Origin of the sequence: Nisaea sp. (assembly GCF_039990255.1) — a bacterium.
GTDB lineage: Bacteria > Pseudomonadota > Alphaproteobacteria > Thalassobaculales > Thalassobaculaceae > Nisaea.
In genome coordinates this window covers 1-12,678 of record NZ_JBDXGG010000020.1, presented here as the reverse complement: position 1 = coordinate 12,678, position 12,678 = coordinate 1, and the positions used below count along the sequence as shown (strand labels likewise).

Annotated in this window: 12 protein-coding genes and 1 pseudogene; 7 read left to right on the top strand and 6 right to left on the bottom strand. The window is 58.0% G+C overall.

Annotated elements, in window-relative coordinates; genetic code table 11:
• Window positions 1-128: 128 nt before the first annotated feature.
• The 3 genes and pseudogenes from ABJ076_RS18990 to ABJ076_RS18980 all read left to right on the top strand — a co-directional run.
• Window positions 129-1,295 (top strand): annotated as a pseudogene (locus tag ABJ076_RS18990) (CBASS cGAMP synthase); the annotation flags it as partial.
• Entirely contained in the window at window positions 1,292-2,953 is a 1,662-nt protein-coding gene (locus tag ABJ076_RS18985) for a ThiF family adenylyltransferase (RefSeq protein WP_348110907.1), read from the top strand. The pseudogene ABJ076_RS18990 and the gene ABJ076_RS18985, both read left to right, overlap by 4 nt.
• Window positions 2,943-3,413, top strand: a complete 471-nt coding sequence (locus tag ABJ076_RS18980; RefSeq protein WP_348110905.1) for a Mov34/MPN/PAD-1 family protein — start codon at window positions 2,943-2,945, stop codon at window positions 3,411-3,413. Before ABJ076_RS18985 ends, ABJ076_RS18980 begins: the two co-directional genes overlap by 11 nt.
• Window positions 3,414-3,431: 18 nt before the next feature.
• Here the strand turns inward: ABJ076_RS18980 and ABJ076_RS18975 are convergent, their stop codons facing one another.
• The gene (locus tag ABJ076_RS18975) at window positions 3,432-4,208 is read right to left on the bottom strand and encodes a phage integrase N-terminal SAM-like domain-containing protein (RefSeq protein ID WP_348107462.1); all 777 of its coding nucleotides are present in this window, start codon (window positions 4,206-4,208) and stop codon (window positions 3,432-3,434) included.
• 239 nt (window positions 4,209-4,447) lie between these two features.
• Between ABJ076_RS18975 and ABJ076_RS18970 the strand changes: the two genes are divergently transcribed.
• Window positions 4,448-4,663: an AlpA family phage regulatory protein gene (locus ABJ076_RS18970; RefSeq protein ID WP_348195744.1), complete on the top strand. Its 216-nt coding sequence runs from the start codon at window positions 4,448-4,450 to the stop codon at window positions 4,661-4,663.
• A gap of 238 nt (window positions 4,664-4,901) precedes the next feature.
• On the opposite strand, the gene ABJ076_RS18965 is transcribed toward ABJ076_RS18970, so the two are convergent.
• The gene (locus tag ABJ076_RS18965; RefSeq protein ID WP_348107458.1) at window positions 4,902-7,094 is read right to left on the bottom strand and encodes a hypothetical protein; all 2,193 of its coding nucleotides are present in this window, start codon (window positions 7,092-7,094) and stop codon (window positions 4,902-4,904) included.
• Entirely contained in the window at window positions 7,088-7,615 is a 528-nt protein-coding gene (locus ABJ076_RS18960) for a hypothetical protein (protein WP_348208891.1), read from the bottom strand. The genes ABJ076_RS18965 and ABJ076_RS18960 overlap by 7 nt, the downstream gene beginning before the upstream one ends.
• A 139-nt stretch (window positions 7,616-7,754) precedes the next feature.
• Between ABJ076_RS18960 and ABJ076_RS18955 the strand changes: the two genes are divergently transcribed.
• A complete protein-coding gene (locus tag ABJ076_RS18955) occupies window positions 7,755-9,419 on the top strand; it encodes a hypothetical protein (protein WP_348208889.1) in 1,665 nt (554 codons plus the stop codon).
• 145 nt (window positions 9,420-9,564) lie between these two features.
• A complete protein-coding gene (locus ABJ076_RS18950) occupies window positions 9,565-10,398 on the top strand; it encodes a replication-relaxation family protein (RefSeq protein WP_348107451.1) in 834 nt (277 codons plus the stop codon).
• 148 nt (window positions 10,399-10,546) lie between these two features.
• Here ABJ076_RS18950 and ABJ076_RS18945 read toward each other — a convergent pair whose 3' ends face one another.
• On the bottom strand, window positions 10,547-11,311 hold the full coding sequence (locus ABJ076_RS18945) for a hypothetical protein (RefSeq protein ID WP_348107448.1): 765 nt from the start codon (window positions 11,309-11,311) through the stop codon (window positions 10,547-10,549).
• 172 nt (window positions 11,312-11,483) lie between these two features.
• Window positions 11,484-11,729 carry a helix-turn-helix transcriptional regulator gene (locus tag ABJ076_RS18940; protein WP_348107446.1) on the bottom strand — a complete coding sequence of 82 codons (246 nt, stop codon included), beginning with the start codon at window positions 11,727-11,729 and terminating at the stop codon, window positions 11,484-11,486.
• 193 nt (window positions 11,730-11,922) lie between these two features.
• On the opposite strand from ABJ076_RS18940, the gene ABJ076_RS18935 reads away from it, so the two are divergent.
• A complete protein-coding gene (locus ABJ076_RS18935) occupies window positions 11,923-12,285 on the top strand; it encodes a hypothetical protein (RefSeq protein WP_348107443.1) in 363 nt (120 codons plus the stop codon).
• A gap of 145 nt (window positions 12,286-12,430) precedes the next feature.
• On the opposite strand, the gene ABJ076_RS18930 is transcribed toward ABJ076_RS18935, so the two are convergent.
• On the bottom strand, window positions 12,431-12,678 hold a 248-nt coding region (locus ABJ076_RS18930), incomplete at its 5' end, for a hypothetical protein (protein WP_348107441.1).

Below are 12,678 nucleotides of genomic sequence, written 5' to 3'. Positions count from 1 at the left end.
ACAATGAGGTTCGGCCTCACTCGGCGATCGGATACAACGTCCCGATCGCATTACAAAATCCCGGTGGCGAAGCCAGCCCGTCACCGTGAAGAAAGCCGGAAAACTCCAGCCACCGGCGCTCCAAAGTTCGGTCTCAGAGCACCGAAGACAAGCTTTTGCGAGAAGCTAGAACTAAAATTCGGGCGCAACTGCGGGGTGCGTTCGGCGCATTGCGCAATTACGTCTCCGACGCGGATGTTCGCGGCAAGCTTTTTGAGAAACGGGATTACCAATTCATCAACAAGGCTGAATCACTTCGCGAGCTTGACGTCCGGTTTTTGACGCAGGGCTCGTTTGCTTATGGAACACTCATTAGGCCCGCTCGGCGTTGGGCTCAAGAAATCGACTTGGACGACGGCATCTATGTTCCCATGCCATTTGTAGATGGCCGGCCGGTGTTCTCATCGGAAGGCCTGTTTGAAATTATGCAAAGGGCACTTGAACCGCTAGTGACCCGCGAGGGCTGGAAGTTCAAGCGAAAAAACACCTGCATTCGCATTACACTGGTCGGAAAAGGCGCGCACATTGACCTACCACTGTTTGCGGTCGATGACACAAGCTTCCGCCGTCTAGCCGAAATGTTTGAGCGACAGACCGAAACAACGTTTGGCAAATCGGCCAATCTTAACGATACTCTGGACACCATCGCGAAATCCGTGCGGCTCGGTTCAGGGCAGATTCTCCTCGCTGATCGTGAGGAAGACTGGCGCCCGTCAGACCCGAAGGCCATCCACGATTGGTTCATCGCCAATGTAACGAGATATGGAAAGGTCCTGCGTCGGCTGAGCCGCTACGCCAAGGCTTGGCGTGACGATAAATGGGATGATGCTGCCTTCTCTTCACTGGCACTGATGGTGCTTTGTGTGGAAGCACTAGCCGCGCTTGGCGAGCGCCCGTCCGAGGATCGGGATGATTTGTTGCTTCTGGCTGTTGCCGAGCACCTTCCCGAGCGGATAAGGAGGGGGAGTATTTCTTGGCGTGAAGGCGAGCGTGCATGTGACGATGAATGGTCACCAGAGTGGCGCGAAGAACTTGCCAAAGCGGCTGAGTCGTTTCGTGACGATGTTAAAGCGGCTCTTTATGACACGTTCCATTCGGACGTAGTCATCCAGAAACTCAGGCGGGCGTTGAGTGATCGTATCCCAAATGCGCCTGAAGCGGTGGTGATTGCCGCCGCAGCGCAGACCGCAGCGGTATTGGAGACTAAAGCTGAAACCGTGCCGATGCCTCGCGTAGGATCTTCGGTATCAGCTTGATAGCGGAGCAGACGGCGCGGTGGGAAGTCGACGCTACCCTAAGAAAACGCGGTTTCCGGCATGTCGGGCCAAATCCCGACCGATACCGTGGTTCGTTGCGAATTGGGCATACGACCGCCGAGGTTGAGATCGACATTCCTGACCTGGAATTTGTAGAACTGCCCAAAATCCGATTCGTTGACCGCTCGTCAGTCAGCCTTCCGATTATTGCACACCTGGAGGAAGGCACAGGCCTCTGCTACGCTGACCGCTCCCTACTGCGATTGGACCGGTTCCGACCCGGCGCTTCAATATTGCGTGTGTTGAGAGAGGCCGAAGCAACGATTGCAAAATCGCTCGCCGGCGGCGCGCTTTTGGAAGTCGCAACCGAGTACCCGTCATATTGGGGCGGAAGCAACGTCCTGGTCATGTTTGGCCGTAGCACAACCGCTAGAACTGCCAGACTAGCGGTTCCAAATAGCTTGAATTCGTCGACACAACTGCTTTTGGTCAACGACAAGCAGCATATCCCGGCCGGATTTCAAACAGGACGTTCAGCTATCACCGTACACGCGTCGACGGATATAGGCGCTGGAACTAATATTCTGGTACCAAAAACGCTTGGTCAGCTTCGAGAATGGTATGAGGAACAGTCCGGATTTAGTGTTCCGAGCTTCGGAGAAATCGGCAACGCGTTGTCTGACGGACAGGTGCTGTTTATCGCGGCGCGCAACGGTTGGGTTGGTTGCCAAATCGAACTCCCTACTGACCTCAAGCTGTTGGCAAAGCGTGGCGCAAGGCGGGAATTTCTGCGCGGCGAAATCAGGAAGCGTGAAACCAATATTGGGCTGATCAGGTATCACGGTAGCGAGGCAAGCTTGGACGATATCACTTCCCGCAACCTGAATGGCATGGCCACGTCGCTAAAAGGCAAATCTATCGCGGTTGTTGGCTGTGGAACAATAGGAAGCCATCTAGCTCGGTATCTTGTCCAATCAGGGGCCGGAAACGACGCTCGCCTGTTTCTGGTGGACCGCGAGTTACTTGCAGCCGGCAATCTCGGTCGACACTTGCTTAACTTCGCCGATATCGGTGAGTCGAAGGCAGAGGCGCTTGCTACTGAACTATCCCGTTTTCATCCGGACGTGCGGATCAAAGCACTGGCAATTGACGTAAAGGACGTGTGGAACCGATTGCGCGGATGCGATCTAGTCGTAGATGCTACAGGTGTCGAAGCGGTAAGCGACTATTTGAACCAAAGGGCGCTGGAAGCTCGGTCACTTGGACAGTCTGCGTTTCTCTTGCACACTTGGTTGTTTGGGAACGGAATTGCGGCCCAATCTTTTCTCAACGTGGGTGACGGGTTCGCTTGTTACCGATGCCTTCGTCCCGATCTTGGCAAGCCGTGGCTGAACGATCCCCGCAAGGACGTGAAAGATGTGGGACGTATAGCTGCTACGTCATGTGGGGATGGCCCATACCTACCGTTCTCCGTTGCCGCACCAGCGATGGCGGCGGGGCTTGGCCTGCAGGCGATATTGGATTTCTTTGATGGCAAACCAGGCGCTCGACTACGAACCATTGCACTTGATCTAGAAGAAGCCAGAAAACTGAATGAAAAATCACCAAAGCCACACGAACAGTGTCCCGCTTGCGGAGCTGGGACAGGTGCTCGTTGACAAGAGCGCGTGGGCGGCGATTATTTCATGTGCAAGGAACGAGGGGGCAAAGCATGAAGTAGGCGGGATACTATTGGGTTTGCGTCGAGGAAAGTATCTTCACGTGACCGCGGCGACACTTCCCGGCCTGCGTGATCGCAGTTCGCGAATCTGGTTCCTCAGATTCGATCGTATCCATCAAATCGCCGCAGTTCGAAAATGGCTCGTTTCTGGATTCAAAGTGGACTGGATCGGCGAATGGCACTCACATCCTGAGGTCTCTCCAAAACCATCTCTGGTCGATATCCAAACCTGGCAAAGCCAAGCCAACAAGCGCCGCGCTCCGATGGTTTATGTCATTCTAGGGCTCGAGGGATTCTGGGTCGGCAGGATGGAGCAGGGTTCTGCAGGACCATATGAGCTTGAGCTAGCCGAGGAATCAGACACATCTTTGCTATTTCAAGTCGCCGATTACGCTTAGAGTCCGTGCCGAAACCGCTCATGAGTTTCGTGCGAAGCGCCTGACGAGGATCATGACGGCTGCAGCGTAGAGGAATGCGGTGGCGGATTCGATAGTGGCCTCTGCATCCTTCCATAGCCTGCGGTTGCGGCTGAACCAGGCGAAGAAGCGCTCGACTACCCACCGCCTCTGCTGGACCGTGAAGCCGATCTGGTCGGGCTTGCGCTTGACGATCTCGACGGCGATTGAGGTGGCTTCGGCTAGCCGAAGCAGTTCCAAGAGCTGTGGCGAGAGCACCGCGTTGCGATCCTTGCGGCCCTTGCCCTGCTCGACACGGAGGAGCATGCGCGTCGAGTCGACATCATCGACCTTGAGGTGCGCGACCTCGGACACGCGCAGCCCTGCGCCGTAAGCAACACCGAGGGCGGCCTTGTACTTGAGGCCCGGTGCGGCTTCTAGCAGTCGCCCCGCTTCCTCCACGCTGAGCACATCCGGCAGCTTGCGGTGATAGCGGGTAATCACCAGGGCGCGCGACAGATCCCGGCGCTGCAGTGTCACCAGAAACAGGAACCGAAGCGCCGAGACAGCGCCGTTGATGGTCGCAGGTCCAACACCCTTCTCATGCTGATCAAGCTGGAAGCGGCGGATATCGTCCGGCGTCGCGGTATCAGGCGAGCGCCCGAGGAACGCGGCAAAGTACCGGACATGACGAACGTAGTCCTGCCGCGTGTGGGAGCCGAGGCCCCGCATGAGCATGTCGTGCTGCATGCGCTGGCGAAGCGACGAGATAGGTGCATCGGTCGACGGGGTAGCCATGGCGAGTTCCTCTCGTTGAAGGGAACTCCATGGGCGGCTCGCCCGCAGCTAACCGCTCAAAGGCTATGATTATTACGCCATCTCAGGCAAAGGCGCCCTCCCGCGAAGCGGGTTCGTGCTTGGGAGCGCAAAGCTGTCCTTGATCCACCGGAATGAAATGCTTCCGCTCGCGGAGTTGTTATCCATCAAGAATTCAATACAATTCTTGAACCCTAGGGTATCAACCCCGGGGCATCGCGATGCTCCTCAACATGAGGAGTATCGTGATGAGATTGTTGAGCAAGCGGCAGGTGAAGGAGCTGGTCCTGTACTCTCCCCAACACATAGCGCGCCTGGAAGTGGCGGGCCAATTCCCCAAGCGGGTACGGCTGGGCAACAACCGGGTCGGATGGGTCGAGGCAGAAGTGCTAGAGTGGCTTCAGGAACGCATCGACGCTCGTGGTCAACAGCACTGACTCTCCTTTTGTGAGAGCGAAGAGAACCGGTGGCAACGCCGGTTCTCTTTCTTTTTTACCAGTCTGCGATGGGGATATGCAGGGGGATACGGTATCCACTCGCAGCGTGTGGCTTGCCAGCTGGACATATCTGCTCAAACCGGCTCATTGTAGCGCATGCGGAACTCCGAATTTCGGCAGGAATCACAAAGAGGCAAAGAATTCTGCGGCGGGAACTGGTGGCCGCAACAGCTCGACGCTACCAGTCGGATTCGTCGTCCGGTTTCTCGATATCACCAGGAGGGTGCGGCCTGTTGGACTTGGTCTTTGGGTTTGCACTTGTCGCTGCCTCAGACTGTTCCCACAGAGTCCCTTCACCTTCTTCGTCTTTGTCTTTGCGGTCGTCTCGCCCTTGCGCTTTGGCGTCCTCGCGGTCCTCGGATTTGCTCTGGTACTGGCTCAATTCCGAGTAATGGACGGCATAGTTCGCACGCATCTGGTCGCGAAGCGCGTTCTGCTGATCAGAGGTCATGCGGAGCATTTCCTCCAGGGCACCGAGCGGAAATCGCAACGGGATCGCGGCGCGCGTCATGCCTCGTACATGAGCGGCAAAGGCGCCCTTCGGCTGGGCTTCGATCAGCGCCGGATCACAATTGAGCATCTGGGCGGCGGCCCGCGCGTCCTTGCCAGTGAAGCCGCCGGCGAACTTTATCGCGGTGTTGGCCGAGAACGCATCCTGGAGCTTTGAGTCCAGCTGACCGAGATATTGGTGCGCCAACACCATGCCGATCTTGAATTTACGCGCCTGGCTCAGAATGATCCCGACATTGCGATCGAAATAATCGGCGGCCTCGTCGATATAGACCATGGTGGGCATGCGCTGGCTTTCCGGCAGTGTCGCACGTTCCTGGGCGGCTTGGGCGATCATGGCAATGAAGAAGCGCCCGAAAATTTCGGTACCGCTCTCCTTCAACAGGTCCTTCGCAGTGTTGATCAGGATGACCTTGCCCGCGTTCATTTCGGCGAAGAGATCGAGCTTCGACCGCGGATGAGAGAACATCCGTTCGAAGGTCTGGTTTTCGAGAATGCCCCACAATCTGCGTAACACTTGCTGACGCGTCTGCGCGAATTCTTTTGACGGAAACTCGGTTTCGAAGAAATGCCGGGCGGTGCCTTCCAGGCGCGCAATGTGTTCGGCGAAGCGGATTTCGCTGCCTTTCTCCATCAGTTCGCGCAGGGTGTGAATGGTCGCGTCGGGAATGTGCAGCATCAGCCGCGTGACGTAGCGAAAGATCACGCTCTGCTTTTGCGTCATCTCCGCGGACAAAAGCGTGCCCAGCACGAAATCGTAGAGTTCCAGGATCGAATTGGTCAGGCGCTCGCGCTCCAAGAGCGGATAGGATTGAAGCCGCGCTTGGCCGACGTCGAACAGGTTGAGCGAGACCGGCCACTCAATGTCCGTCGGGTCGACGATGCAGACCCGATCATGCAGCGGTTCACCCGGAGCAAACGCCTTCAGACCAGCAATGTTGGAGATCAAATCCCCCTGACTGTCGATGACGATGACCGAACGCTCTCCGGAGGCGACCGCATCAAGATCCTTGGCGATCAGGTATTGCAATGTTTGCGTCTTGCCGTGACCCGACCCGGCAATGATGTGGTGATGCTCGAACCGGATCGATTGCGGGATGGTGAACATCTCCTCGCCGGCGAACAATTCAAGCAGCGGCGTTCCGGACAGGTAGGTGACGACCAAATCCTCCGGTGTCTTGGCATCAAACTTGGAGGGCATACGGAGAGGTCTGGAAAAGCCGTCTATATCGCGCGGGTCACCGCCCGATGCGGCAACGAAATTCGCCTCAAGGCGCTTGCGAAGTCGGGGAAACAGGCCGAGATGCTCAATTTCTTCAACGTGAGCGGCGACCGCGATCCGCTCCACGACTTCGCCCAATGAGGCGATGCGATCGATCCGCGGCGTCACTACGTTGATCCCGTTACCGACGTCATCAGCGCCTACCTTGCCGAGATTGTCGTAGAGCGCGCCGAAGCATCCCTGCACCAATAGCGTGATGGCGTCCGTGACGGACGGGAACCGCTCCAGCAACGCCTTCTGGGCATTGAGTTCGTCTTTCAACTCCCAATATTGCGCGGTCGTCCTGGTCTCGGCGAAATCTACATCCGGTAGCCGGAACATCCCCTCATATGCGATGAGCTGCGCCGTGAAGTGGCGCAGTTCGTCTCGCCGCTCGTCGGGAAGGTGCAAGACGTTGCCAACATCGCCGGCAACACGCGCGCAAAGGTCGTTCAACTGACCTTCCGTCTTGACCCCGTTGGCCTGGAGCAGGTGGTCGATGCGGCCGTGAAGATGCACCACTTCGGTATGATCGCTCTGGCGGAAAAACCCATAGACGAAGCGGTGGAGCCGAGCGCCGAGGTGCTTGGTCGCTACCATCCTCTTGCGAAGCCTCTAAGCATGATCCGGCGCGAGGTTTCCGGATCAAGCGGCGGCACGTCGGTCGTCTGCGTGCCGCCCCAATGCTTGGCGCTTTCCATGACGGCGCGAAGATAGGCGACCATTTGCCTTAGGCGTTCCTCGCGTATCGAAATATCGACGATCGACTTGCAGCGGAAATGTCGGCCGTAGAGCAAATCCTTGACGTAGACAGTTTCGCGAAACCGATCGTAGAACAGCCATCCGGCGAACGCGCCCGTCGCCAGGGCGGTCGGCGTGCCGATCGCGCGACCGAAAAATCCCGCCCAGACGAAGAAGGCAGGAACGACGGTTACCACACCGATGATGACCGACCATTTCATCAGCCCTTCGATTTCTTCGGTGATCAACTTCGCCTGGTCGAAGTCATAGCGATCGATGATCGCCTGTTCATCACCTTCAAGTTCGACCTTGCCCCAAAGCTTGAAGCGAACGGACCGAAACAGTCCCGGAGTCTGCTCGTGACGCATCAAAATCTTCATGTACGGCTTCCTCGTCCCGAACAGGAGAATTGAGACCGGGTTCGATGTATGGGTCAAGTTGCTTTTGAAGATGATCGCGTCGCTTGCTACGGTGGATTCATCCGTTTTCTGTGCATAAGCTCTCGCTAGGCTGGCGATCGTGAAGAGATTAATTGCATCCCTACTGCTCAGCATGGCCATCGCCTGGCCTGCCCAAGCCGAAACCTTCATCGAGAGACTTGGTCGCACCATTGATCAGGTCGGCAAGGATTTGCAGCAAGAGTTGGAAACGCGTGTCTTGCTCGGAAACCGCGCGGCCGGAGACGCCACGCGATTGCGCCAGGGCGTCTGTCTGGCGCTTCGGGGCGGCGAGGTGCTGTTTCGCAACAAATGCACCGCCGAGAAAACCTGCAACGGAACGCGGGACTGCAAAATAGCCTATCGTTGGCCACCGCGTGACTTGATGGAAGCCCGCTGGGGAGAAGGCAAGCCGCTGACCTTTATCGGCGCGGCGGCAAAGCAAGTTGCCTACGAAGGGCAGCCGTGCCTGTCCATTCGCAACGGCACGATCATCTTCTGTTTCATCGACGACAACCGTGCTGCCGCGCCTCTTTTGCCTGCGCCGTCGCTGCCGGGCGGAAATGATATCGCTGAGGTTCCAGAAACCGGCGTCAGCGACACTCCGAAAAAGGACAAGACCGCTCAGAAGGGCGAGCCTGACGAAGACGGTTCACTGCGTCATCAAGCGGAGCGCGAACGGGCGCAAGCCGACCATGACGCAGAGAGAAGGTCGCAAGCTGCCGAACAAAAGAGACGCGAAGCCGAAGCCAAGGCCAATCTCATCGCCGAACTGACCGACGATGCCGACATCGACTGGTTCTTCAAGGACAAGACACTGGCCACTCTGGCACCCGTTGACGCCGCCCAAGCCTGCCGCGACTTCTTCCTGTCGCGCGTTATCGCGGTCGCGCGGCAAGCGCCCGCTGACGCGGTTGAAGCCATGCACGACCGATGTGACAGAAAGGCCGAGCGTTACGGGCGGCGCATCGTCAAGCAGGAAGCCGCGCGTCTGGCTGATCCGTTGCTGAAAGCGCCGGCCACGCTCCAGGGCCTACGACAGCACAACTGGTTCAAGCTGAAGCCGTCAAGTCGGGACCGTTTCACGCCGCTGCAACAAACGCGCTTGGAGATCGAATTTGATAATGCCCTCCGCACCCATCGCGACAGCGCCGTCAACGATGCGGTCGAAACGATCAGGAAAGCCTATAAATCAGCGGAGCCCTTGACCGAATCGGCCGACGCGGCCCTGGCAATGTGCAACCTCAAGGGCAGTCCGCCTGAAGTTCTGATTCAGACCTGCAAGCAGCTCCGCGAATCACTCAGAGCGCGAATCAAGACTGCTCGGTGTCGCCGCGCGATTGACCAATCGGGGGCCACCCGGGGCATGCTCGACATGGCCGTCGAGGCATCCGGGTCGCGCTACGAAACGTGGCCGCTGCGCCGCGTCATATGTGCCGGCGTCGGCAACCATCCCGACTATCAGTTTACGATTGGCAACGGGCTCATTCCCTGGCTCACGACACCATCGCTGCAGGTCTTCAACGGCAACTCCAATAAGCTGCTTGATGTCGAACTCCGGGTTTCAACACCGCGTGACGGGCGATCGTTTGGCCAACTGCTCCTTGATATCGCGACCGGCGAGAACGAGCGCGAAGTGCCGGAAAAGCTGGTGGTTGAAAAAGTTCGCTTTGCGGCCCGTGGCATCACCTGGCGCAACGACCGCGCCATCATCGGCTGCGTCCTCGGTTTCATTAAGTGCCAGTGATTTTTTTGCCTCGACCATAGCGCTTCGCCGCTGATTGTCCCGCGCCATTGCGAACCATAGCAAACGGTGACGCGCGGCTCCGCTTTCGCCAAGCTTGTCTCGGGGCTCGTACAAGAAGACGAGCGACAGTCGAGGCGAAGGACAGATGGACACGGCCGCAAAACGCGACACGCTTGGACGCCGCTGCCGCTTTACCCGCACGCCTCTTGGTAAGCGGCTGGTGCTTGGGCCGCGCGATGCGGTGATCCTGCGCTGGCTCTATCGCTACCGCTATTTGCGCCAGGACCACTTGCTGGCGCTGATCCGGCCGAGGTCAGAAAAGCGCTTTGTGGAGCGGCTCGGCGACCTGTTCCACGAAACCGGCTACCTCAATAGGCCTGCGCTGTTGGCGCCGCATTTCGATGCCCGATCAACGCCGATGCTCTACGAAATCAGTCAGAGTGGCGTGGCCTATCTTGATAGCCATGATGCATTGCCGCCGCGTACCGTCACCTTTTCGCGCCGGTCGCCCCGCGCATACAATCCGCAAATACTGCACACGATGATGATCATCGACACCCTTTTGGCCGTTGAACTCGCGACGAGGCAGACACCCAACCAGCGATTCGTCCCGGTCGATGAAATCCTGGCTCGTGCTCCGGCCTCGACGCGGCGTGCCCCGAATCCGCTATCGATCCCGGTGACTGTTTTGCCGGAGCGCAACCATCCGGTTGTCCGCACCCGCATGGAAACGCACCTTATCCCGGACGCTCTTTACGGCGTAGAGCACCGAGCTGGAGGCGAGAAACGCTATCGGTTCTTCGCGTTGGAATGCGAGCGGACAAGCCCAATTTCGCGATCAACGGCCAAGGCATCGAGCCGGGCCCTTAAGGAAGCGACCTACGATGCGCTGATCCGCTCCGGCGCGTTCACGCAGCACTGGGGCATACCGAACCTTGCGCTGCAGTTCTGTTCGCGGTCCAAGCTGGGTCCCCGTTGAGAGCATCTCATCCGGTCAAAGAAAACGCCGCGCACAGTTACCACATGATGCGCGGCGCTCTGCATTCATTGAACCAAAGGAGAAAAAGGCAATGAATTGATGGAAGCGTACCGGCCAGCCTGATCTTCTTCAACCTCCTTTCGGCGAACTACGCGACGAACCGAACACACTCGGTCTGGTGGGACGGCACTTCAAGTTCCAGGTCGAAGGGATGGAGCGAGACGATTCGGAAGTCGGCCGCTCCTAGACCAAAATATGTCTCCACCGAGAAGCGATCACCGCTACGCGGCTTTTGCTGGAAGTGCCCGCTCTCGGAGACCAGGATGATGTCGTCTTCGAGCGCGACCACAGTGCCGTAAGGACGCCAGGTGCGGTCGGGAACGCCGGACCGACGATAGGCAAAGTGGTATGCGCGCGGCGCTGCAGCATCTCCGGTAGTGAGCAGCACGGCGGCGTAAACGTCAGAGATTGCCGTCGGGTCGTGGTGGAAATCATGCGTGTACCAGTTGCGGCCGTAATGGGCGTTGGCAAGTGCCTGGTTCGGCCAGCCGCTGTCGACCTCGTAGATGCTCCAGAGCGGCGCCAAATGCGTGCTCGTCGGTCTTCGTAGGTGATAGAGGCGTCGTTCGCGGCCGAACTGCGAATAGACGTACTCTTCATCCACGTCCATGAGCGCGACCGGATCAACATCAAGGAGTGACGCAAACCCGAAGACGGTATCGGCGCGCGAGGGGATACCGTGATCAAGCCAGCGATAGATAGTGGCCTTGTGGCGGCTGTCCGGGCGGCCGTTGCTCTTGCCTGAAGAATTGCGCTGGTCGCGATGTTCCCACTCGACCACGAGCCCGTCCACGGATTCGTACCGGTCTTTGATGAGAGACAGCGCCAGAGATTTTCGGATCGGTATCGGCATGTGGTGATCATAGGCAAATCGGTCGCGTTCCCTGTCTCATTTTTTGCGACTCGGTTTGAGACACGCAATTGCGACACCTCGACTATGCTCATTCCCAACGCAATTGAGGTGGGGTGGCCACGATGACGACAAGAGCTATTTCGGGCATGCGAGTGTTGTCTCGTGACCCACCTTAGTCCGCGGGTTCGGTGTCGAGTTCGTCAAGCAGGCGGTGCGCGTCAGCGCCCAAGCATTTGGCGAACACGATGAAGTCGGCAACGTCGAGCCGCAGCTGACCGTTCTCGAACTTCGAGATGTATGCCTGCGTGCGACCGGTCGCACGCGCGAGGTCCGCTTGCGTTATGCCGGCCTCCAGCCGGGCGCGTTTCATGATCTCACTGAGCCGCGTGTTGAGCGGCGAATAAAGGCCGGTGCGCATCCGTTGTCCGTCATACCGCGACAACGGATTGACTAAATTCCAGTTATTATATATTCCAAACAGTAATATTCCTATTGGAATATAGGGAGGGTTATGTTTGCATTCGTCACTATGCGCTCGTTCTGGCGACTGCGGAGCGGTCGTCCGGCGACCTCTCATCCACCAATTCGAAACTAGACGGAAGGAGCAGAGCATGCGGCTACCCACAGCCATTTTTGCAATCGGCCTGGCGGCAGTCGCAGCAGGCTGCACAGCCACCGCTGACGGCGGCGGAGACACGGCGCCAGCGAAGAGGGTTCTTGCGGCCGGCCCGCAAAACGCAACCTGCCAGGCGGACTTTCCGGGCCACGGGCCAGGCTGGCTGACTTTCAGGAATGGAAAGCCGGTTGGTTACCGGACCAACGCCTATCGTGCGAGTTCGGTCAGTCTGTCAGGAAATACCGTCCGAATTGACCAGGCTCGTTTCCATATCAAAAGCGCGAGTTCGCAAGCCCTGGTCGGAGATTGGACCCTTGGACGCTATCACGCAAAGAACCTGAAGTTCGCCTGCAAATAGATACGCCACGCGGCCGGTTTCAGCGCTTCAGACCCAGCATCCAGTCGAAGATGAGAACGGCACCGTCTTGCCGGCACACTGAAAGGCACATGATATGCACATTAGAAGTCTGATCCCCGCCACGGCGTTTCTTTGCGCGTCAAGTTCAGCTGCGTTGGCGGCCGATCCGATCGATCCGGACCGGTTTCGGGAACCGGTCGTGGAGGCTGCCACCTTCGATTGGACCGGTCTTTATGTCGGCGCGCATGCCGGTGCTCTGAGACCGAACTTTGGAGCGCCGGTGGCTGGAGTTTTCCGGCTTTTGCTCTGAGACCGAACTTTGGAGCGCCGGTGGCTGGAGTTTTCCGGCTTTCTTCACGGTGACGGGCTGGCTTCGCCACCGGGATTTTGTAA

Bases quoted from the DNA above. Each gene is read 5' to 3' on its own strand.
- ABJ076_RS18960 (WP_348208891.1), bottom strand. From the start codon at position 7,615: ATGAAGATTTTGATGCGTCACGAGCAGACTCCGGGACTGTTTCGGTCC.
- ABJ076_RS18940 (WP_348107446.1), bottom strand. From the start codon at position 11,729: ATGCGCACCGGCCTTTATTCGCCGCTCAACACGCGGCTCAGTGAGATC.
- ABJ076_RS18945 (WP_348107448.1), bottom strand. From the start codon at position 11,311: ATGCCGATACCGATCCGAAAATCTCTGGCGCTGTCTCTCATCAAAGAC.
- ABJ076_RS18965 (WP_348107458.1), bottom strand. From the start codon at position 7,094: ATGGTAGCGACCAAGCACCTCGGCGCTCGGCTCCACCGCTTCGTCTAT.
- ABJ076_RS18975 (WP_348107462.1), bottom strand. From the start codon at position 4,208: ATGGCTACCCCGTCGACCGATGCACCTATCTCGTCGCTTCGCCAGCGC.
- ABJ076_RS18950 (WP_348107451.1), top strand. From the start codon at position 9,565: ATGGACACGGCCGCAAAACGCGACACGCTTGGACGCCGCTGCCGCTTT.
- ABJ076_RS18970 (WP_348195744.1), top strand. From the start codon at position 4,448: ATGCTCCTCAACATGAGGAGTATCGTGATGAGATTGTTGAGCAAGCGG.
- ABJ076_RS18935 (WP_348107443.1), top strand. From the start codon at position 11,923: ATGCGGCTACCCACAGCCATTTTTGCAATCGGCCTGGCGGCAGTCGCA.